23 protein-coding genes and 1 pseudogene are annotated in these 20298 nt (G+C 39.9%); 13 read left to right on the forward strand and 11 right to left on the reverse strand.

The features are described from left to right. Positions 1-12 precede the first annotated feature (12 nt). The 5 genes from V7K44_RS18890 (at position 13) to V7K44_RS18910 (ending at position 2814) form a co-directional block, all read left to right on the forward strand. Positions 13-621 (forward strand): hypothetical protein, encoded by a 609-nt coding sequence (locus tag V7K44_RS18890; RefSeq protein ID WP_334933447.1) that lies wholly within the window; start codon positions 13-15, stop codon positions 619-621. 1 nt (position 622) lies between these two features. After that, positions 623-1255, forward strand: coding sequence for a Uma2 family endonuclease (locus V7K44_RS18895; RefSeq protein ID WP_334933448.1), 633 nt, complete (start codon positions 623-625; stop codon positions 1253-1255). A gap of 112 nt (positions 1256-1367) precedes the next feature. After that, positions 1368-1973 carry a UPF0158 family protein gene (locus V7K44_RS18900; protein WP_334933449.1) on the forward strand — a complete coding sequence of 202 codons (606 nt, stop codon included), beginning with the start codon at positions 1368-1370 and terminating at the stop codon, positions 1971-1973. Continuing rightward, positions 1964-2326 (forward strand): HNH endonuclease, encoded by a 363-nt coding sequence (locus V7K44_RS18905; RefSeq protein WP_334933450.1) that lies wholly within the window; start codon positions 1964-1966, stop codon positions 2324-2326. Before V7K44_RS18900 ends, V7K44_RS18905 begins: the two co-directional genes overlap by 10 nt. Beyond that, positions 2281-2814 carry a hypothetical protein gene (locus tag V7K44_RS18910; protein WP_334933451.1) on the forward strand — a complete coding sequence of 178 codons (534 nt, stop codon included), beginning with the start codon at positions 2281-2283 and terminating at the stop codon, positions 2812-2814. Before V7K44_RS18905 ends, V7K44_RS18910 begins: the two co-directional genes overlap by 46 nt. A gap of 18 nt (positions 2815-2832) precedes the next feature. Here V7K44_RS18910 and V7K44_RS18915 read toward each other — a convergent pair whose 3' ends face one another. After that, the gene (locus tag V7K44_RS18915) at positions 2833-3786 is read right to left on the reverse strand and encodes a pentapeptide repeat-containing protein (RefSeq protein ID WP_334933452.1); all 954 of its coding nucleotides are present in this window, start codon (positions 3784-3786) and stop codon (positions 2833-2835) included. A gap of 471 nt (positions 3787-4257) precedes the next feature. Here V7K44_RS18915 and V7K44_RS18920 point away from each other — a divergent pair, with 471 nt between their 5' ends. Beyond that, the gene (locus tag V7K44_RS18920) at positions 4258-4479 is read left to right on the forward strand and encodes an addiction module protein (RefSeq protein WP_334933453.1); all 222 of its coding nucleotides are present in this window, start codon (positions 4258-4260) and stop codon (positions 4477-4479) included. 32 nt (positions 4480-4511) lie between these two features. On the opposite strand, the gene V7K44_RS18925 is transcribed toward V7K44_RS18920, so the two are convergent. Both V7K44_RS18925 and V7K44_RS18930 read right to left on the reverse strand, forming a co-directional pair. Next, positions 4512-4637, reverse strand: coding sequence for a hypothetical protein (locus V7K44_RS18925; protein WP_334933454.1), 126 nt, complete (start codon positions 4635-4637; stop codon positions 4512-4514). A 586-nt stretch (positions 4638-5223) separates the two neighbouring features. After that, the gene (locus tag V7K44_RS18930; protein WP_094351738.1) at positions 5224-5706 is read right to left on the reverse strand and encodes a tetratricopeptide repeat protein; all 483 of its coding nucleotides are present in this window, start codon (positions 5704-5706) and stop codon (positions 5224-5226) included. 221 nt (positions 5707-5927) lie between these two features. Between V7K44_RS18930 and V7K44_RS18935 the strand changes: the two are divergent. The 3 genes and pseudogenes from V7K44_RS18935 to V7K44_RS18945 form a co-directional block, all read left to right on the forward strand. Then, positions 5928-6089: pseudogene (locus V7K44_RS18935) on the forward strand (GTP cyclohydrolase II); the annotation flags it as partial. Positions 6090-6414: 325 nt separating this feature from the next. Then, positions 6415-6573, forward strand: coding sequence for a hypothetical protein (locus V7K44_RS18940; protein WP_334933455.1), 159 nt, complete (start codon positions 6415-6417; stop codon positions 6571-6573). A gap of 211 nt (positions 6574-6784) precedes the next feature. Beyond that, the gene (locus V7K44_RS18945; protein ID WP_334933456.1) at positions 6785-7189 is read left to right on the forward strand and encodes a DUF2294 domain-containing protein; all 405 of its coding nucleotides are present in this window, start codon (positions 6785-6787) and stop codon (positions 7187-7189) included. On the opposite strand, the gene V7K44_RS18950 is transcribed toward V7K44_RS18945, so the two are convergent. Continuing rightward, positions 7170-7553, reverse strand: a complete 384-nt coding sequence (locus tag V7K44_RS18950) for a response regulator (RefSeq protein WP_334933457.1) — start codon at positions 7551-7553, stop codon at positions 7170-7172. The two genes, V7K44_RS18945 and V7K44_RS18950, sit on opposite strands and share 20 nt — an antisense overlap. Positions 7554-7952: 399 nt before the next feature. Beyond that, entirely contained in the window at positions 7953-9257 is a 1305-nt protein-coding gene (locus V7K44_RS18955) for a CCA tRNA nucleotidyltransferase (RefSeq protein ID WP_334933458.1), read from the reverse strand. An 86-nt stretch (positions 9258-9343) separates the two neighbouring features. On the opposite strand from V7K44_RS18955, the gene V7K44_RS18960 reads away from it, so the two are divergent. Together V7K44_RS18960 and tsaB are read left to right on the forward strand one after the other, a co-directional pair. Further along, positions 9344-9592 carry a Ycf34 family protein gene (locus tag V7K44_RS18960; protein WP_094329750.1) on the forward strand — a complete coding sequence of 83 codons (249 nt, stop codon included), beginning with the start codon at positions 9344-9346 and terminating at the stop codon, positions 9590-9592. A 433-nt stretch (positions 9593-10025) separates the two neighbouring features. Continuing rightward, complete coding sequence (gene tsaB / locus V7K44_RS18965) at positions 10026-10685, forward strand: tRNA (adenosine(37)-N6)-threonylcarbamoyltransferase complex dimerization subunit type 1 TsaB (RefSeq protein WP_334933459.1); 660 nt, start codon at positions 10026-10028, stop codon at positions 10683-10685. Positions 10686-10958: 273 nt separating this feature from the next. Here the strand turns inward: tsaB and V7K44_RS18975 are convergent, their stop codons facing one another. From V7K44_RS18975 to V7K44_RS18985, 3 genes are all read right to left on the reverse strand, one after another. Beyond that, on the reverse strand, positions 10959-11132 hold the full coding sequence (locus V7K44_RS18975) for a hypothetical protein (RefSeq protein ID WP_334933520.1): 174 nt from the start codon (positions 11130-11132) through the stop codon (positions 10959-10961). Positions 11133-11374: 242 nt separating this feature from the next. Then, the gene (locus V7K44_RS18980) at positions 11375-11521 is read right to left on the reverse strand and encodes a hypothetical protein (protein WP_334933460.1); all 147 of its coding nucleotides are present in this window, start codon (positions 11519-11521) and stop codon (positions 11375-11377) included. 141 nt (positions 11522-11662) lie between these two features. Next, on the reverse strand, positions 11663-12580 hold the full coding sequence (locus V7K44_RS18985; protein WP_334933461.1) for an AEC family transporter: 918 nt from the start codon (positions 12578-12580) through the stop codon (positions 11663-11665). A gap of 102 nt (positions 12581-12682) precedes the next feature. On the opposite strand from V7K44_RS18985, the gene V7K44_RS18990 reads away from it, so the two are divergent. Beyond that, positions 12683-13492: a M15 family metallopeptidase gene (locus tag V7K44_RS18990; protein ID WP_334933462.1), complete on the forward strand. Its 810-nt coding sequence runs from the start codon at positions 12683-12685 to the stop codon at positions 13490-13492. 75 nt (positions 13493-13567) lie between these two features. Here the strand turns inward: V7K44_RS18990 and V7K44_RS18995 are convergent, their stop codons facing one another. The 3 genes from V7K44_RS18995 to mrdA (V7K44_RS19005) all read right to left on the reverse strand — a co-directional run bounded on the left by V7K44_RS18995 (position 13568) and on the right by mrdA (V7K44_RS19005) (position 18721). Beyond that, the gene (locus V7K44_RS18995) at positions 13568-14617 is read right to left on the reverse strand and encodes a serine hydrolase domain-containing protein (protein WP_334933463.1); all 1050 of its coding nucleotides are present in this window, start codon (positions 14615-14617) and stop codon (positions 13568-13570) included. Between the two features lie 93 nt (positions 14618-14710). Further along, positions 14711-16531: a penicillin-binding protein 2 gene (gene mrdA / locus V7K44_RS19000; RefSeq protein WP_334933464.1), complete on the reverse strand. Its 1821-nt coding sequence runs from the start codon at positions 16529-16531 to the stop codon at positions 14711-14713. 342 nt (positions 16532-16873) lie between these two features. Further along, positions 16874-18721, reverse strand: a complete 1848-nt coding sequence (gene mrdA, locus V7K44_RS19005) for a penicillin-binding protein 2 (RefSeq protein WP_334933465.1) — start codon at positions 18719-18721, stop codon at positions 16874-16876. 295 nt (positions 18722-19016) lie between these two features. Between mrdA (V7K44_RS19005) and V7K44_RS19010 the strand changes: the two genes are divergently transcribed. Then, positions 19017-20144 carry an ABC transporter ATP-binding protein gene (locus V7K44_RS19010; RefSeq protein WP_334933466.1) on the forward strand — a complete coding sequence of 376 codons (1128 nt, stop codon included), beginning with the start codon at positions 19017-19019 and terminating at the stop codon, positions 20142-20144. The last annotated feature ends 154 nt before the right edge of the window (positions 20145-20298 follow it).

Consider the following 20298-nt stretch of genomic DNA (forward strand, 5'->3'; position numbering starts at 1 on the left):
GGAGTAACTAAAGTGTCATACAGTGACTTTACTTTAGACAGAGTTAGAAAAACTTTTGGCTTAACAATTTCTGATAAAACTGATATATTTGCATCTATACACGAAGTAGAGTGTCCACCATTACTTGCAGAAGTATTGCGGGAAAATGTACCTTTAGCTCTTGCTAGTAATACAGAAAAATCTCGATCAGAAATGATTATTGCACCAATTTTAATTGCTGTAAGAAAATATTTAAATAATCAAATAAGTTTATTTTCCGGTATCGATTTTACTGTTGATTCCGCACAAGGTTTAAATGGAAATTGTGATTTTATTATTAGTCGCTCACCAGAATTATTAATTCTTAACGCACCAGTTGTCACAATTGTAGAAGCTAAAAAAGAAAATATTAATGCAGGATTAGGCCAGTGTGTAGCAGAGATGTTAGCAGCTAAATTGTTTAATGAACGTGAGGGTAATAACATTGAGCCAATTTATGGAACTGTCACTACAGGAACCATCTGGAAATTTTTAAAGCTCATTGGCCAAGTAGTTGAAATTGACTTGAGCGAGTATTATATTAATGACATAGGTAAAATTATCGGGATTTTATCTACTATTGTGACGGAAAAAGTATTGTAATATGCTTGTCAAGTCAACCCTTGCAGAACAAAGAACAGTGCTACATAAGATTAGCTGGGAAACCTTTGAAGCCTTGCTGAGAGATACAGGTGAAGATAGAGGTTCTCGGTTTGCTTATGACTGCGGTGTTTTAGAAATCATGACTCCACTTTTTGAACACGAAAATCCCAAAATTCAATTTGACCGTTTTATTCTAGTTTTAGCTGAAGAATTAGGAATTGAAATTAGAAGCGCTGGTTCTACAACATTGAAGCGGAAAATATCAAAGCAGGGAATAGAACCAGATACTTGCTACTATATCCAGAATGAACTAGCTATTAGGGGTAAGCAAACTTTAGATTTAGAAAATGATCCGCCGCCTGACTTAGCAATTGAGATTGACATTACCAGTAGTTCCGTTAACAAATTGGGGATTTATTCAGCGTTGGGTGTAACTGAACTTTGGAGATATGATGGGAAAAATTTAAAATTTTATCATTTGATAGAAGGGCAATATGTCGAGTGTAAGTTTAGTATTGCTTTTCCTATAGTTTCAGTGAGTGAGATAAGTAGATTTATTGGGCAGAGTAAAACAAGCGGGGAAATTGCCTTGCTGAAATTCTTTCGGGCTTGGGTGAGGGATAAGATAGGGTAGTTTACAAGAGCTACTATAAACTAAGAAAATTAACACTAGCTTTGATAAAATATTGTAAAATAATACAAATTTAGGATATTTTTATAGTTAGCTATTAATGGAAAAAGTTCTTATGATAAAACTCAAGATAGATATTGACTGGATAATAGAAGTATTAAAAAACTATAATGAATTGGGTGAATTGATTATAGATATGCAAAGCAAAGTCATCTACTTATCTAGTGATAGTGAAATTAATGATTTAGATTTTGAAGAATTAGAGTCTGGTAATCGGTATCTCCAAATACCAGATTTATGTGATGGTAGCAATGATATGGAACTTTTCATCGAAAATCTTGAAGATCCTACACTGCGTTTACAGGTGAAAAATGCATTTAATGGAGGAGGAAGAGGACATTTTAAACGAGTCAAATATATTGTTGGTGATACTTGGACAGAATTTGAAAATGAACAAATAAAAAAGCGTTTAACACATTGGTTAGAATCAGTAGGCATTGAGATAATCACTGATGATGCATTAGATCAAATAATAATTTATAGCAGCATTTCAAATAACAGTCAAATTCAAGAAGAAATTCGAGAGCCTAATAATACTGACACTTTAGATAATATTATTGATGATTTTGATCCAGAAAATATTCAGGATGCTAGAAAAAAATCGCTACATCAATTACTCGTCGCCAAGGTCAGCCTAAATTTCGTCAGCAGTTGCTTATAACTCATAACGGTAAATGTGCTATTTCTGGAAGTGATGTAGAACAAGCTCTGGAAGCAGCACATATTATTCCCTATCTTGGTTCTGAGACTAATCATCCTTCCAATGGTTTGCTTCTTCGGGCAGATTTACATACTCTGTTTGATCTGAATTTGATTGCAATTGACCCAGAAGAAATGACGGTATTAATTGCTCCAAGTCTACGCGGTAAATATTGTGAGGAGTTTGCAGGTAAAAAAATTTATATTCCTGAAAATCCAATGTATGCACCGAGTAAAAAGGCATTGAAAAAGCGTTATGAGCAATGTGAGTGGCTCAAAAAAAAACTCCTTTACCATCTGAATGTGTCGCCGTAGTATGGCGATTTACAGGTGATTATGAAGGAGAATATTGTACGGTTATATTTTGCTCTGTTCGGCTTGTTGATTACGAGTCTCTTTATTGGTGGACTAATAAATTTCTTGGCTACCAGTCTAAAGATTTTGAAAAAGTGAAAAAGCAATCGATTGAAATAGCCGAAACTAATAAACTTCCTTTACTGTGGGGTGTAGGTCACTTGGTTAAAGCTGGAGAAGGGGTTTGTGCATCTGCTAGTCATCAGCCTATGTCACCTCAAAATGGCTTTGATTACTGTATACGTAATTTTTATCCAGTAGATGAGCAAGGTAATCAACTTGAATTCAAGTCAGCAACAACATTAAAAGATGAACTGGGTTTAACCCCAAAACAAATCAAGCAGTTGGGAGAGCCAGATGGGATCAGAAAAAATCCATATTACAAGAATGGATATCCAATGAAATTGTATTCGGTAGATAGAATTAAAAAGCTATTTTACATTTCATGAGAGGTTTACTCTACATTACTAATCAATATCAATATAAATCCAACGCATTCCAGCGCTTACAGGGTCAAACTCTTGAGGAAATTTAGTAAATCTGTTGTAACAAGCATCTTGAAATTTGGTATCGACAATTATTGCTTCTTTAAGACTTGCAAAACTTAAATCTGCTCCTGTTAGGTCTGCACCAGATAAGTTTGTCTGTAATAGTTCTGCACTATCAAAGGATGCTCCCTTTAATGTTGCTCCTTGTAGGTTAGCTTTCTCCAAATGTGCATCAGTCAAGTCTACCTCTGTTAAATCTGCCTCACTTAAATCGACTTCAAATAGTAATGCTCCGACCAGTTTTGTCCCTTGCAGTGACACTTTAGGAGCAATTAAATACATTCCAGCACTAACTGGGTCAAAATCTTCAGGAAAACGAGTTTTTTCGTTATAAAAAGCGCTTTGAAAAACTGCATCTTGAAGTTCGGCGCTACTCAGGTCAGCTTCAAATAAACGTGCTGTTTTCAGGTTAGCTTTTCTCAGGTTAACTCCTTGCAGGTTTACCTTCTCTAGGTTTGTCGTCTCTAAGTTAGCGCCTTGCATATCTGCTGCAAGCAAGTCTGCCATACTTAAGTTTCTAACACCTCCTAAATCTGCTTGTCTCAGATTTACCTCTTGTAGGTTTGCTCTACGTACTTCCGTCCCGATCAACCTTGCCCCTTGCAAGTTAGCTTTTCGCAGATTAGCCCCTTCTAAATTTGCTTCTGATAAGTCGGCTTTTTTCAGGTTAGCTCCCTCCAGGTTTGCTCCTTGCAGGTCTACCTCCTGTAAGCATGATAATTGTAGGTTTGCTCCTCTCAGATTCACCTCTGACAAATTTACGACTGCGAGAGATGCTTGTTTCAAGTTTATATTTTGAAAATCTCTTTTTCCGTCTGTATACAGTCTCAGTAACTTATCTACATTCGTCTCTGGAATAAACCCTTGTCCCATACCTGTGCCTTCAAGTCTTTTGTAATGGTATTAAATATATTTAACCAGAAAGATTACCAAAATCTACACTTGTATTTGTTTGTCCGAACTTACTTAACTTAAAGTATTGTATTCTTGTATCTCTAGATTCAACTGTTGACTACTATAGAGAATAGAAAAATTAGTAGTTGGTGGACAAGAAGAAAATTATCATGCGAAAATGTGTGTTGATTTGCTGCAATAGACCTCTTGCATAAATCAAAAATAAGAAAGAACCCCACCCCGCCAAAGCTACGCTTTGTCTCCCCTCACCGCTTGCGGGGAGGGGTTGGGGGTGGGGTGTTAGGGACTTTTGCAAGAGGTCTAATGTTTACTAGCTGCTAGAACATTTACCGAATCAGGTAAACTTGATGCTTTACTTTATTGGGAATAAGATTAAGTCATTTATAATCTAAAATAAAATTAGATTGAGTAACTACATTAACAACAACTATGCATCCCATATTAAACTTCGATATTTCCGAACTAAGTGTATCTGAACGTATACAGCTTGCCGAGGACTTATGGGACAGCATTCTTACCACACCCGATGAAGTTCCTCTCAGCTATGAGCAAAAACAAGAATTAGATAGACGCTTGGAGATGCATCGCCAAAACCCAAACCAAGGTTCAAACTGGCAATCCGTAAAGCAAAGACTAGGTTTAACTGAATGAGCTATCAGTTAATAATTAGTCCAGAAGCAGAACTAGATATTCAAGATGCTTAACCAAACGAAATTTCCTGGCTGTAATACATATTCACCATTTACAAAGCGATAAACTTCTAAAGGTGGTTTTCTCCGGCGTTGGAGATTGTAAACAACATAATACAAAACCTCTATATCCTCTTATTCTCTCGATTTTCACAACTCATTTAGGATTGCTATAGTTAGAAAAACCTTTAGCTTAACAGAGTAAAAAAGATAAGATCGGCAAAAATGTTAATTGCTGAGTTGGGATGTGCAATCAAATACCAGGGGTCTTTCTAGAAAATTGCTGCAACTGTAATTTTGGGAATGTTTTTTGCTATGGCATTCACGGCATCCATGCCATAACCTATAAAGAAATATATCGAACCCTCATCGACAATTGAGTACCACAGGGAACGTAGATCCGACTCTTTTTCATAACTACATCTAAAGTGTAGTCTTTGTAAATATCGGTGGCGTAAGCGCAGCCCCTCATAGACATCGCCTAGTATATTCCCCGTGTTCTGCTTGTGCTATCTAGTTTGTACTAAAGGTAACTTTATTCAATCGAGAATTACTAGTTGACGGTTAGTTGCTGTTAGTACTAGCAGCAATGACGCTGCTATTAACTCCAGATAGAAGCATATTGAATAAAACTGCGGCGACTAAGGCGATAAATTGCTATCGATGAGGGTGATAACGGATTTATAAAACAGTATGATGCTCTCTCCTATCTGCCGTTGTAGCTGAATCTAAAAGTACATTCTAGAATCAACTTTTGATTTACTAGAGAATAGGGTTGAATTTCTAAAGCACGTTGAAAAGCTCGGATAGCTTGACCATACTCTCCTAGTGCTGCATAACATAAGCCCATACCATGAAGTGCGCCAAAATGTATTGGATTTATCTGCACAACCATCTGACAATCTGCCAGAGATTTTTGATAATCGCCAATACTGTAATAGAGGAAAGCTCGACGATTCCAAGCTTCGGCAAAATCTGGCTGGTCTTTAATTAATGCCGTCAGTGATGTTTCAGCTTCAGCAATTTCACCTGCATCCAGTAACTTTTGACTGCGGTCAATTATTTCCAGCCCATAGATTCCCTTTTGCTGAAACCAGATCCGCCAGATTTTTCTGGTTGCCTTGTCGCGCACTGTGGCATCCGGGTTTTTCAACTCTTCAAGTAAGGAATTGATAAATAAAGAATCCATGAATTTGAGATCAGTGAATATACCTTTGTATTAACTTTCTCACAAAATATATCGATTAAATCATTTTTAAAGTCATCTTTAAATTAGGCGTGATTAATCGCTAATTATGAAATTCCTGTGTGATTGATTGTCTTCAACAATACGACTAATACCACACTAGATATTTACTGACTAGAAATAGCTGACAGATCCCTTTGGCACTATTACTCAAGCTCACATCAATCAATATGCCAGAACTGCAAGATACACTAGACAAAGGTTGTTTGCAGGTAGATGGCAAGATTATGAAACCAGGCGGTAATTTGGTTATCATCAAAGCCGTAGTTGAGTTAGTTTGGTATTTACCAGCAATTGCCAAGCGCTTTGGCATTGCAGAATCACAGTCAATACTTTTCGGATAAACCCAACAATCTCTCTTTTGGGCTGAGTAAAGGTTACTGGGGCTGGGGTAAAGGTAAATTCAAACCCTTTCCTTTTTCCCTTTCCCCCTTAACCGAAAAGTGTTGGAATTACAGTTGCTTCGGCCGTACAGAATGTGTCGCCAGAGTGGAAGATATGAGCTTCTAAGAATTAATGCCAAATATGTTGTATTGGTTTTTCACAAATTGTCTCAGTGGCTAACACACTCTTTATTAGAACCTAAGTTTGTCTGCTTATTCGCTGTACTGGAAGGTATAGAGAGTTTTGTAATGTACATTACATTCTGATGTGACGCTGTATGCGGCTGCCATTGATGACCATTTGGATGGAGATGGCTATATTATTCTTGGCTTCGGAGATGGAGGCACGGCGGGCTACGCGGGAGCTTATTTGGCACAAAATAAGCTAATTACCTATGAGCAAATGACGATAAAATCCAGTTATTAGCTGAACACTGCATAAATCGTTAGTTAACAAATTTTACTCCGTCAAAATTGGAAATATTCTTAAATAAATGCATACTAAATACATCACATTGATACACCAAGTTCATATAAAATAGTGATTGATTTTATCAGACTATTCCATAATCATTTACTATAATGTTGGATACTTAAATTTTTCGCTGATAGCAATAAATATTACATAGTAGGTACTAATGGGACAACCGACTATTGGACAATTAGAAACAGAAATATCACAGCGGATTATAAATTTATATAATGATAGACTAGGGAAGTCTCCTAGCCAAATCATTTGTCATTTTTTTGATACTGAAATCGTAATTTCTTTAGAAAACTCTGTTACTCAAGCTGAACAAACTTTACTAAAAGGAGGTTATGATACTTTAGCTGAACAAGTACGATTATATTTAGAGAAAATAATTAAACCAGATTTAAAAAATTTGATTGAGGAAATTATTGCTCAACCTGTCCTTTACCTGATGACAAACACCAATTTAGCAACAGGCCGTACTGGGATTGTTGTAATTCTCAAGGAATTACCTGAACGTGGTAATCCCGAATCTATTCCTAAGATAAATGTTAGGAATTTAGCTGACTGATGTGGCGACTGATTACCACTTCTAATTGATTAAAATTATAGGGTTTAGTAATGCAATCATCAAATGCTGTGAGCATCGTGGAGCGATCGTCTTGTACTGTTCTTAGAGGTGTGACTGCAATGATTGGAATGGTAGCAGTTTTTGAGTCATGCTTGAGATCGTCAATGACTTGGTTTGCACTCAAGTTAGATAGCTTCGTATCTAGCAGGATTAAATCTGGTTGATGAGTTTGTGCCAACATCACAGCCCTCACCCCTTGTTTGGTACAAATACATGAAAAATTTAATATTCCTAGATGAGAATTAAGTAGCTCTAAATCATGTAAACTCTGTTCAACAACCAAAATTAAAGGCTGTCCATTCATAAGCAGTTAGTCCTGTCCAAGAAAAGCTATTCATCAAAACTCCACCCATCAGAAAAACCTGAAAGTCTTTGTTTCTAATAAGTGTTTAATTTAATGTACGAGAGTATTTTAAGGCAAGCAACTAAAGCATAAAAATGAATAGGTTAGTCTATAGTTCATTCGGTTATCCATCGGTGCTAAATTTTAGGAAATAACATAGCAAAGCAGTGCTAACATCAAGCAAATAGTAGCATAATTGATGTATGTAATTGCAAGGATTGACTATAAAGATGGGTATTTTATGGTAAGTAGGGGATACTTAAGGTACTTGAAGTTGCAGATTTATTAGCCTTAGCCAGGAGTTGCCAAAATTGCGTAGGCATCGCCTTTGGTACATTACCATAAATTAATTAAGTATATTTAACCATCAAGTAACTGACGTGCATAAGCGATCGCCTCTGCTGGTGTTGAAAGTTTCCCCTCGGCTTGTGCTACACCAATTTCAGTCAGCAGCTGACCGATAATTGGCGAAGCTGGAATATCTAATGCTACGATCAACTCCTTCCCGCTTACTAGGGGAGTGGGATGAGCGATCGCATCGTTAGGGTTGAGGTAGCGGTCGATCAAAGGTGCTAAAATTTGGTAGCTCAAAGATTTAGTTTCCACTGCTGTGTGTAGTGGCTTGTCACCAGATATTGCCTCTACAAAATTATTAATTGCTACAGCTAGCACTGCCGTAGCGGGGAACACAATATCTGCGTTATGAAACAAAAAGTATTGTTCTCGCAACGACATATCAACTACTTGAAATTGCGGTAACAATTTCAGAGCAGTAGTTACACCTCGGATTTCGGCACGACTATAAGTTAGTTCCTGTAGCTCTATTTCTGCTAATTCGGGATCTGGGTTGACGAGACAAGCAAGTTTGGCAATAGCTAACCAAGTAGTTTTAATACTATCGCGGACATTTTCTTGCAGTTGTGCCCCTAATTGTTGCCAATTTTGGGTAAGTAAAGCAGCTGCTGTGTCAACTGCTGCTAGTTTGATCAAACTTTCAGGGGTAGCATTTTTGAAGAAAGGGACAAGTAAACCATCTTCCCAAGCCGTTGCGATCCAAGGAGTACCCTGAGAATTTGCCAGTAGATAGCCAATTTCTACCCTAACTCTTTCGGTTGCAACTTTGCTGATATGCGATGCCAAAGAACGAATTGCGGCTTGGGTAGCTGGCTCAATAGTAAAACCTAGTTGAGCGGCTTGGCGATAACCTCGCATTAACCGCAAAGGATCATCTTCTAGGTTCGCGGGTGATACCATTCGCAAAATGCCTTGTTGTAAGTCTACATAACCTTGCAGAGGATCGATAATTTCTTGCGTATGGGGATTATAAGCGATCGCATTTACTGTAAAATCCCGTCTGTGCAAATCAACTTCTAAACTATCTCCTTCCTGCTGGGCAAAGTCAGCCGTGGCGTGGGGAAAAACCACACGCGCAATTTGTCGTTTTGCATCAAGTAAGACAAAACCAGCTTTGTAATGATGAGCGATCGCTCTCGCTACCTTTACCGCCTTGGATGGTATAACAAAATCTAGATCCAGATATTCGCGAGTTCTGCCCAGGATCGCATCTCGGACAGCGCCACCTACCATGTAAGCGGGTTGTGGTAGGAATTCCAAACTAAAAGGCCAATTTTCGGGAGCGAGGGTAGAAGGAATTGATTCGTGCATTGTAATAAAAATCAACCCAGCAACTCATGAATAACAGTTGGGCTTACGTTAGATTAACAATAAAGGCCCCTGGAGTTGGTTCTATTATGTGTATTTGCGTGAATTGCCACTATGTAGACAGCTGTGTTACCTATCATGCCGTAGAAGGGCAGCACCAACAGCCTCACTTGACTGAAACACCAAATTTTGATCCCAATGAACCTTCTATCAATGTCAATATTCGGACTACAGATGATGTGATTGAAATGGAATGGGATGTTGTTGGTTGTCTGAGCTTCAAGCGGGAAACGGGTAAGTGGTCGAAATTGCGTCCTGGTGAATTAGTGCCGACTTGAAACGTCAAAAGTAGTATGTTATGTTTGTGCCCATTAATAACAGAACGTTGACAATTCAATCCCAAGTTTCGCGGTGAAAGCAAAAGTATTTATTTTGACTTTACACACGTAAGTTTTTCGCGGGGGTATAGCGATCGCTAAAACCTTTTTCCTTCGTTAAACTCCACGAAATGCTTGCGGTGTAAACAATTTGAGGAGCGTAGACTGTTATCTTAACTTATTGCCAATAATTTAGGCTTACTGACAGATAAATTAGACCCAACACTAAAATGACTACTTCAAAATCAGTCATAGTAAGGGTTCTAGAAGAGTAGAGTTTTTTAATTGCTTCCCCTTATGAGAATAGAAACAAAGTGAAAATTCAGAACTATCATGTGCTTGAATAGATATATCAAGTCAACTATAGAAAAATCAATAAATATTTTAATTAATTTTGACCACAGAACTAAAATCTCTAACAACCAAAAAATACGCTCTCTCCCTACACACCACCACTCCCGAATTAGGACTAGCAATTAGTAATTTTGCAGACGATACTCGCTCTCAAATTTGGAGTTTGGGGCGTGATTTATCTAGCTTAGTGCATCAATATTTAATTGAATTTATCAAACCACAAACTTGGGCGGATTTTTCCTTTATCGCAGTTGCAAAAGGCCCTGGTGGCTTTACGGGAACTCGGATTGGTGTTGTTACTGCTCGGACTTTAGGGCAACAGTTAAATATTCCTGTATTTGCGATTTCAACTTTGGCTGCGGTAGCTTGGTCAGAAGTAGGCAAAAGTCAAAATATAAAAACTTTGGCTGTGGAAATGCAAGCCCAACGAGGTCAAATTTTCGCTGCTATTTATGAGTTTGAGCCAGATACTTCTAAACTAAAAGTGTGTTTGTCAGATAGAGTGTTGACACCAGAAGCGTGGCAGGAAACTTTAGCAAATTGGAATACTAATTATCAGCTGATTCAAGCTCAATCTGGGCTAGCAGCGACAGTGACAAGTATTTTGGAACTAGCTAATCTTGATTGGCAAGAGGGCAAATTTCCTAATTGGTCAGAGGCTTTACCATATTATGGGCAACATCCAGTAGAGGGTGCATAATGCTTGTAAATTTTATTTCCACCTCTTTTTTTTACAGGGGTAAGATTTATTTTTTCAAAACACGTAAAATACATAATCTCATAATTTACAGAGCAAATTTATTTAACGCGAATTAATTACTGAATTTTAAAAAACTATTTGTTTAAATATATATAGCTCTCTCTGAATAAGGATTTTAGCCATTTTGAGAACTAAAAAAACGTCGTTTAAATATTACCAGCATTAAAAATCTGTTTTACAGTTAAATTAAATTCTGAGATAATGCACTCGCCATCACGGAACTGGCGGATTTGGTATTCGCCTTCTACCAATGAGTAGATTGATATTGTTGGCTTTTGTAATTCCAACAACTCCTCTATTATCAACCCAACCTATATAAGTATTACCCCCATAACAAACTGCTCTAGGATTTCTAAAGAATGTCCATACGCCATTTTGACGAACCATAGTACCTTCACAAGTTGAAGTAGAACCTTTCACTGTTAAAACATTAGAAGGTGTTCCAACTCCTGAAGCATTTATAGCACTAACCCTAAAATATACTTCTTCAATGTCAATTGAAATATTGTATACTTATTATTGATGTTTTCTGTGTTTCTAACTGTTGTCCACCCACTAGTACCATCAACACTACTTTCAATTAGATAACTTGTGATTGCCCCACCTGAGCCGCTAGAAGCAGGAGCTTTTCATTCTAGATGACATTTATTACTTACTGTGTCAGTAAAAGTATAGTAGGGTAAATTGAGTGGTGAATCAGTTCTGGCTGGGGTAAATGACCTGATATCTAGAGATGTAGGTGCTGTTGGTGTACCTGAAGTTGGCGTGACTGACATAGTACTTGAGTTATAACTACTACCAATAATATTAATTACCCTTACTCTGAAATCATGTCCAGAGCCACTTAAATATACCCCTGTAAGTGAATATTGACCGAATTTACAAATGCGATCGCATCACAGTGCATAAATCCAAAATCAAAATAGCCATAGCCAAATAGGGAGAGTAACCAGCAATACTATAGCCCCAGCAGCTAAGGCAGTAACTGCCAGATCGCGATCGAGATTGAATGTCTCAGCAATTACCAGTGTGCCGAAAGCTGGAGGCATAGCCATTTGTAAGACAATTACCTTTGCTGTGGAACCAGTTAATCCAAACAGTGGTAATATACTGCCCAATATTAAGGGAACCAGCAGCATTTTGATTCCCAAGCTCATCCCTGCTTGTGGTAGGCTACCCCAAGATTTAAGCAGCCCTAGTCGCATTCCGATTAAGACCAGAGATAAAGCTACACAACACCAAGCAAATTTCTCCAAGCAGAATTCTACTACTGTGGGAATTGTCGCTTCTCGAACCAGCAAGCCAAATCCGAAACTCCATAAGGCAGGATTAATTAAGATGGCCTTAGCAGTCTGCCAATGATTCTGGACACCAACGCCAAAACGCGCTGCTAGCAACACACCCAAGCCATAAGTTCCTGGGAATGAACCTAACAAATCGTAAAATAGCGCCCAAGCAAAGTATTCCTTGCCTAACATTGCTAAGGTAATGGGAAAGCCAAGATAACCAGTATTACCCAACATTGCGGCTAATATCAAGCTAGCCTGAGTTGATGGTTGGGGGACAGTATTTCTAAAATAGGCTTGTCCTTTAATGGCTAACCAAGCTAAAAATGCTCCTAGTAAAATAGCTAGGTAAGCGATGGCAGGTGCAATCCAAATTTGCCCTGATAAACTAGATTGACGCAAAAACGATACTATGCTTATGGGTACTCCCACCCAAAAAAGAAACAGTCCCAAGCGTGTAGGAACTGTCACAGGTAGTTTGCGTCCCAGAATAAAACCTACTAGGACTAATCCTCCCAGCTTGACGTATAGTTCTAAAAGGTTTGTCAAGATTGCGCCTAAGAACCACAGATGTAAAATGCTACCTGTTACGTTTACTTTTGTCCAGTGCAAAATCTGTTATGGCTATTCCACAAAAACAGGAGTTTACCTTTGAATAAGGCAGGGTTTTCTGGAAAACCGCAAAACTCATCGAATGACCTTGGTGATGATATTCCAGTGGCTGTACGCGATACCCCTGTTGCAGCACCTAAAATTTGGTTGCAACCCCGAATTATTTTGATTGGGGGAGTAATGGGATTTGTCTTGCTCGCTTTAATAAGCGGTTTTTTGTTTTTCGTCACTGCACCCAAAAAAACCGCTGATTCTCAATCTTTACCAGCTACTTCTGCTCCTAGAACTCCAACTCCGCCAGCATCTAATAATTCCAGCGATACTGTATTAGGGCATTTTCCATACCCAGAAGCCCCTGAGTCAGAACTAGTAACCATCTCCGCAAATAGGGGCATTAGAATGCGAAAACCTGCTGCCCAAAAGTTTGAGGAGATGGTAGCAGCAGCCCGGAGTGCAGGTGTCATTGTAGTGCCGATTTCTGGCTTTCGCTCAGTCAAAGACCAAGAGCAGTTGTTTTTTGCTGTCGGTGCCCAACGAAATCAAACGCCAGCACAACGGGCTGCCCTCAGCGCTCCTCCTGGTCATAGCGAACATCACACAGGTTATGCTGTGGATGTTGGAGATGGAGCAGTACCAGCAACTAATCTTCAAACAAACTTTGACAATACCAAGGCTTATCGGTGGCTGCAAGCAAATGCACCGCGTTTTGGCTTTGAAATGTCTTTTCCCAAAGATAATGTTCAAGGTGTGAGTTATGAGCCTTGGCACTGGCGTTTTGTAGGCGATCGCAATAGCTTAGAAATGTTCTATAAAGCCAGAAACTTAAAACCCGCAAAGATATCGCCATAGGAGTTACTCGATTTTAGATTTTTCTTCAATCCAAAATTCAAAATCTAAAATTGGCAGAGTCAGGAGTAATTGGTTTTACTCCCTCTCCCCTAATGGAGGTTGAAGCACTAGTTCCGTAAGAACTGGACAGTAGTATTCAGCAATTTTCTTAGCGATCGCATCTGATCGGGAAATTTTATCTAGATTGCACAGTAAAATTACGGTAATTTTGTCATCAATAAAGCGGGTAATGTTACTTGCAAATCCTAATATCGAACCATTATGACCAACTACTCGGCGATCGCCATAATTAAATACCCACCAACCTAAACCTGCAACATATCTCAATTTTTCCCAATCATCACCCTGATTGGGAAAATGAGGAGTCCACATCAAATTCAGGGTTGATTGCTTTAGCAAAGTTTCACCACAAAGCGCCTGTTCCCACTTCACCATATCTTCTACACTGGAAAGTTGACCTCCAGCAGAATAGGTAACTGAGGGACTGTAATAAGGTTTGTTAACAAGCTTGCTGTTTAGTAACCGATAACCAGCAGCCCGGTGCGGCACTATGTCACTGGGATTATTCATTACGGTTGCATTCATTCCCAAAGGAGCAAAAATACGCTCTTGTAACAAATCTCCATAAGATTGTCCAGTTACTTTTTCTAGGAGCAAACCCAGTAGATAGTAGCCTGTGTTGTCGTAGGCGCTAAACTCACCTGGTTGGAACTTGAGGGGTAAGTGAGTAACTAGAGCCAAAATTTCAGACTTAGATAAATCAAGATGAGTAATTTCCCAGTAGTTTGGAGCATCGGTATAGCTAGGAATTCCAGACTGATGAGACAGAATATACCCGATTGTGACATTTTGCCACATTATGGGTAGACAATCGAGATATTCTGCGATCGCATCTTCTAGCGAAATTACCCCTTGTTCCACCAGCATCATTATGGTTGTAGCGGTGAAAGTTTTACCGACAGACGCAATTTCATAAACTGTGTGTTCAGTACCTGGAACAGAGTGTTCAATATTCGCCAGTCCATAGCCCTTAACTAAAACAGGTTCACCTTCCTGCACCACTGCAATAGAAAGTCCAGGAATCTGATTTTGAGTCATTACAGCTCGAATATAGTCGTCAATCATAATTGACCTAATTTTTGTTTGATGATGGGGAGATGAAGGCAAAGGATAAATCAATCAACGTCCAATGCCTCATATCTAGCTTCATCTGCTGTTTTATGGACTCTTAGGCGCTGGTTTCTGATACTTACCTGGATACTTGCGCTGAAAATATTCTTCCATAATTTGTAAGATCATCGGCGCAGCAATGCTACCACCACCACCGCCGGAATGTTCAGCAAATGCCACGATCGCAATTTCTGGATGTTCAGCAGGTGCATAAGCACCAAACCAAGCGTGATTTTGCTTAACACGATCCTTCCAGGCTTCGGCGGTGCCACTTTTACCAGCTACCGGAGGAATTGTTGGCTGCTTCAAAGCTTTACCAGTACCTTCAGCTACTACTTTCCGCAATCCCTGACGGAGAACACTTATAGTTGTCGGCTTCATATTTAAAGATTCTCGCCAGCTTTTTGCTTTTTCATTATCTTTAAGCAAATGCGGCTGGACTCGGTAGCCACCATTAGCGGGTACGGCGAACATGATAGCGACTTGCAAAGGCGTAGTTTGTAAAGCACCTTGACCAATTGACATATTAATGCTGTCACCTACAGTCCAAGGTATCTTCCAAGTTTTCTGCTTCCATGTCTCATCTGGCACTAAACCTTTTGCTTCTTCGTTGGCAAACTCAAACCCGGTTTTTTTACCAAATCCATACTTGCGAGTCCATTCAATTAAAGTTGGGCCGCCGACTCCGCGACCAATTTGATAGAAGAAGGTATCACTACTCCACTGTAATGCTCCGACAAAACCCAACGGCCCGAATCCGGCGTGATTCCATTCACCAAATCGGGTGCCGCCAAAACTTAAGGAACCGTAGGTTTGCAGGACTGTGCTAGGAGAAAATTTACCTGATTCTAGACCGGCTGTGGTGGTGACAATTTTGAAGGTGCTAGCGGGTGGAAAAGCGCTGAGGGCGCGATTTACCAAGGGATGATCGGCACCTTGGACAAATTCCCAATCTTTTTGGGTGAGTTTCTGCTTCGAGAAAATATTTGGGTCAAAGGTGGGATGAGATACCATTGCTAAAACAGCACCATTCTTTGGATCGAGTGCCACGATCGCACCGTCGCGATCGCCTAAAGCTTTTTCTGCTGTCTTTTGCATATTTAAATCTATGGTCAAGTGCAAATCGTTACCAGGTTTTGCCTGTTTCTCACCCAAAACCCGGAGCGGGCGACCAGCACCATCCACTTCTACCTGCTGACCGCCCCATTCGCCCCGCAGAGTTTTCTCATAAGCTTTTTCAACTCCCATTTGACCAATTACATCACCCAATCTGTAGCCTTCCTGCTTCTTTTCTTTTAACTGACCGCCGGTCAGTTCTCGCGTATAACCTAATACATGGGCTAATTCTTGGGCGTGGGGGTAGTAACGAACGGCTTCTGTATGAATTTCTACGTCTTTAAGTTCAGTTTGATACTCTTTCAATGCTGTGATCTGCGCTTCGTTTAAGTCACGAGCAATTCGGATGAGTGAAGAAGAGTTAGCACCTGCCTCTTCTAGTTTCTTTTCCATCTCTTCTTGGGGAACATCGAGAATTTGAGATAGACGCGCTCCCACTAATGACCACGCTGGTTTGGTATGTGCCATCGGCCACAAATATACAGAGCGAGGATAGCGAGTACTGGCTAAAAGTTTGCCGTTGCGGTCAAAGATATTGCCTCGTTCTGGTTGTTTAGGGATCATCCGAATTCGATTTGACTCGGCTCGTTTTCGGTGGCTTGCTCCTTCAGTAATTTGCAAATATGCCAAGCGAATGCTGATTCCTGTCAGCATCAATAGAGTAAATATAATTAAAAATATCGGCTGGAAACTTTGTCCAACAGTACGTGTATTTTTCTGTCCGCCAAGTGGAGATGGTTTCAGGAAAGTCATAAGGAAAAGAGGATTTCAAAATTAAGATTATCTGTAAATAACTCTGCTAAATTCTTAGCAGGTATTTAAGGGCAAACTAATTGGCAGTAATTACTTGTTTTCAATTGATATCATAAGCTCATCTCTTCTATTGCCTCGACCAAAAGCTTCTTGAATTTTAAACTTTGCACACTACTGGTCTGTCCCATTAATTTTGATGAGTTTGTAGTAATGCACTTCAGTGCTTAAAAATCTAGGACTAAAGTCCTTACTACGAACTTTTTCACCCATCAAAACTAATGGGATAGACTAGAAACTCTTACGCTGTATACCTGTTTGACTTTTGACTTTCGCCTTGCGGTACTAATCTCCAGTGCTATGTCCTGAACTTTGAGTTTTAGCTTCTGATGGATCGGGCTGAGGTTTTTGATACTTACCTGGATACTTGTGCTGAAAATAAGCTTCTAATACTTGTAAAACCATTGGCCCGCAAATAGTACCGCCATGTTCGCCAGTATTTTCCCCAAAGGCCACAACCACAATTTCTGGCTTATTACTGGGCGCATAAGCACCAAACCATGTATGATTTGGGCGACCAACACCAGCTTCCGCTGTGCCACTCTTCCCGGACGCTGGGGCAATTGTCGGCACGTCTAAGCGCTTACCAGTACCTTCACTCACCACCTTTCGCAGTCCGTCGCGGAGAACTTTGATAGTTGTCGCCTTCATATTTAAGGATTCTCGCCAACTTTTTGCTTCTTCGTTATCTTTAAGCAAATGCGGCTGAACTCGATATCCACCATTAGCAGGGACAGAAAACATAATCGCTGATTGCAGAGGTGTCACTTGCAAAGCGCCTTGACCAATTGACATATTAATGGTGTCGCCAACAGTCCAAGGCGTTTTCAAAACTTTCCGCTTCCATGTTTCATCTGGAACCAAGCCTACTGATTCTTCATCACGAAATTCAATACCAGTTCTTTGACCAAACCCGTATTTGCGACTCCATTTAATTAAAGTTGGGCCACCGACTTTTCTGCCAACTTGATAGAAGAAAGTATCACTACTCATAGCGATCGCTCTGGGAAATCCCAATGGCCCGAATCCGGCGTGGTTCCACTCACCGAATGTCACCCCACCCACAGTAAGAGAGCCAAAGGTTTGTAGTATTGAGTCAGGAGAAAATTCACCTGATTCCAGTCCAGCTGTCGTAGTGACAACTTTAAAAGTACTGGCGGGTGGAAAGGCACTCAGAGCGCGATTCACTAAGGGATGATCTTTACCTTGGACACTTTCCCAATCTTTTTGAGAGAGTTTTTGTTTGGAAAAGATATTTGGGTCAAAGGTGGGGTAAGATACCAACGCTAAAACAGCACCATTATTCGGATCTAGTGCTGCGATCGCACCTCGGTGATTTCCTAAAGCTTTTTCGGCCGCCTTTTGTACATCCAAATCTATGGTTAGGTGCAAATCATTACCAGCTTTTGCCTGTTTCTCCCCTATAACCCGGATTGGTCTACCCGCACCATCCACTTCCACTTGCTGACCGCCCCATTCGCCCCGTAGAGCTTTCTCATAAGCCTTTTCCACGCCCATCTGACCGATGACATCTCCCAGTCGATAGCCTAACTCCTTCTTGCCCTTTAACTGGTCGGGGGTCAACTCTCGTGTATAACCTAATACGTGCGCCAATTCCTTGCCGTGGGGATAATAACGTACAGAATCTGTATTTATTTCCACTTCTGGGAGTTCATTTTTATACTCCTTTAATGCCGTGATTTCTGCTTCATTTAAATCGCGAGCAACTCGGATGAGTGAAGAAGAATTAGCACCAGCTTGTTCTAATTTCTTTTCCATCTCATCTTGGGGAATGTTGAGAATTTGCGCTAGACGCGGGCCGACTACAGACCAGGAAGGCTTAGTATGTGCCATCGGCCACAAGTATACAGAGCTAGGATAGCGAGTGCTAGCTAAAAGTTTGCCATTCCGGTCAAAAATATTGCCCCGTTCTGGTTGCTTGAGAATCAGCCGAATTCGGTTTGCTTCGGCTCGTTCCCGGAGTTTTGACCCTTCAACTATTTGCAAGTAAGCCAAACGAGCCTCAATCCCACCGGCCATTAATAGGGTAAATATGATTAAAAATATTGATTGGAAACCACGTCCAACTGTACGTGTATCTTTTTTGCTGCCAAGTGATGGGAATAATGACATAAGTATCAATTCAAAATTCAAAATGAATAAATGCAATTCCAGCCAGACTTTTAGCAATTGCTAATATGCAATTTTAAGGTTTGTTAACTTAATCGCAGAATCTCTAAGTGGTAAAAATAGTATATAAATTTACCACAATTTTATTTTCGTTACTGGGTATGAAAGAATCGGGCGGGTATATTCTTGAACAATTGTTTTTGGCGGATACAATAAACCAAAGTGTCAAATATAGTCTGCCCAAAAGACTTGAGCAATTGACAAAATAACGTAATATCACGGCATTCTACTGAGGATTATGGCTCAAATTGTCATGCAAAATCAGAGGGGGATAACAAATTTTCAGCCACTTGATGTTGAACTGCGTAACGTCTTCAAGTTTTTTAACCAAGAACCAGCAGTAAATGGAATTGATTTGGATGTCAGACAAGGAGAATTTTTTAGTATTTTAGGCCCCTCCGGTTGTGGTAAAACAACAACACTGCGCTTAATTGCTGGGTTTGAAATTGCTGACGCTGGTAAGGTGTTTATTCAGGGTCAGTCCATGACTAATGTGCCCCCTTACCGCCGACCCGTCAATACTGTATTTCAAAGTTACGCTCTATTTAACCACCTGAATGTCTGGAATAACATTGCTTTTGGACTGCGGTTAAAAAAAATACCCAAATCGAAAATTGAAGCTAGAGTCCAAGAAGCTTTAAAACTGGTGAAAATGGAAAGTTTGCGATCGCGCTTTCCCAATCAACTTTCTGGTGGTCAACAGCAGCGAGTAGCTTTAGCAAGGGCCCTAGTCAACCGTCCCACCGTGGTACTACTGGATGAACCTTTAGGGGCGTTAGATTTAAAACTACGTAAAGAAATGCAGGTTGAGTTATCAAATTTACACAAAGGCTTGGGGTTAACCTTTGTAATGGTGACACACGACCAAGAAGAAGCATTGTCTTTGAGCGATCGCATTGCCGTGATGAATCAAGGCAAAATTGAACAAGTTGGCACTCCCAGCCAAATTTACGAACGTCCCTGTACATCCTTTGTTGCTGATTTTATTGGTGATACTAATTTATTCAGTGGTGAAATCGTCGCGGTAGACTCCTCTAATATTAAAATTTCCACAAAAATGGGACTATCAATCGTTATTAGCCGCGCTGAAGATACACCAACTGAATTATCACAAGCTGTAGTAGTGAGTGTGCGTCCAGAAAAAATACAGCTTTCTTTGTATCCACCTAATTTGCCAGTGAACTGCTTTGAAGGACGGCTTGTTAACGTTATGTATTTGGGCACACACGTTAATTATGTTATGGAATTAACAAATGGCATTAATATTAATGTGTTGCAACCTAATACTCTTGGCACTTTACCAGACCGCGACACACCTATTTATGCCTGGTGGGCAGAAACTGATTGTTTAGCTATTAGTCAATAGTTAATGGTCATCCAAAGCGGCGGCAAATCAGTACTGCAAGGCGGAAGTCAAAAGTCAAAAGAATTTTATTCCAAGCTCTTGTACCATTTGAAATGGTATGTTTATTTCCGAGTGCTGTATTAGTACAACTTCGTGGTTAAAAAAGCTACGCTTT

The organism is Nostoc sp. (assembly GCF_036917235.1).
Taxonomy (GTDB): Bacteria; Cyanobacteriota; Cyanobacteriia; order Cyanobacteriales; family Nostocaceae; genus Nostoc.

What these genes read in the sequence shown, in the direction of transcription:
- V7K44_RS18960 (WP_094329750.1), top strand. Translation starts at nt 9,344, where the DNA reads ATGTGTATTTGCGTGAATTGCCACTATGTAGACAGCTGTGTTACCTAT.
- V7K44_RS18980 (WP_334933460.1), bottom strand. Translation starts at nt 11,521, where the DNA reads ATGTCAGTCACGCCAACTTCAGGTACACCAACAGCACCTACATCTCTA.
- V7K44_RS18995 (WP_334933463.1), bottom strand. Translation starts at nt 14,617, where the DNA reads ATGATTGACGACTATATTCGAGCTGTAATGACTCAAAATCAGATTCCT.
- V7K44_RS19010 (WP_334933466.1), top strand. Translation starts at nt 19,017, where the DNA reads ATGGCTCAAATTGTCATGCAAAATCAGAGGGGGATAACAAATTTTCAG.
- mrdA (WP_334933465.1), bottom strand. Translation starts at nt 18,721, where the DNA reads ATGTCATTATTCCCATCACTTGGCAGCAAAAAAGATACACGTACAGTT.
- V7K44_RS18955 (WP_334933458.1), bottom strand. Translation starts at nt 9,257, where the DNA reads ATGCACGAATCAATTCCTTCTACCCTCGCTCCCGAAAATTGGCCTTTT.
- V7K44_RS18975 (WP_334933520.1), bottom strand. Translation starts at nt 11,132, where the DNA reads ATGGTTCGTCAAAATGGCGTATGGACATTCTTTAGAAATCCTAGAGCA.
- V7K44_RS18945 (WP_334933456.1), top strand. Translation starts at nt 6,785, where the DNA reads ATGGGACAACCGACTATTGGACAATTAGAAACAGAAATATCACAGCGG.
- V7K44_RS18915 (WP_334933452.1), bottom strand. Translation starts at nt 3,786, where the DNA reads ATGGGACAAGGGTTTATTCCAGAGACGAATGTAGATAAGTTACTGAGA.
- V7K44_RS18920 (WP_334933453.1), top strand. Translation starts at nt 4,258, where the DNA reads ATGCATCCCATATTAAACTTCGATATTTCCGAACTAAGTGTATCTGAA.
- V7K44_RS18900 (WP_334933449.1), top strand. Translation starts at nt 1,368, where the DNA reads ATGATAAAACTCAAGATAGATATTGACTGGATAATAGAAGTATTAAAA.
- V7K44_RS18930 (WP_094351738.1), bottom strand. Translation starts at nt 5,706, where the DNA reads ATGGATTCTTTATTTATCAATTCCTTACTTGAAGAGTTGAAAAACCCG.
- mrdA (WP_334933464.1), bottom strand. Translation starts at nt 16,531, where the DNA reads ATGACTTTCCTGAAACCATCTCCACTTGGCGGACAGAAAAATACACGT.
- V7K44_RS18950 (WP_334933457.1), bottom strand. Translation starts at nt 7,553, where the DNA reads ATGAATGGACAGCCTTTAATTTTGGTTGTTGAACAGAGTTTACATGAT.
- V7K44_RS18895 (WP_334933448.1), top strand. Translation starts at nt 623, where the DNA reads ATGCTTGTCAAGTCAACCCTTGCAGAACAAAGAACAGTGCTACATAAG.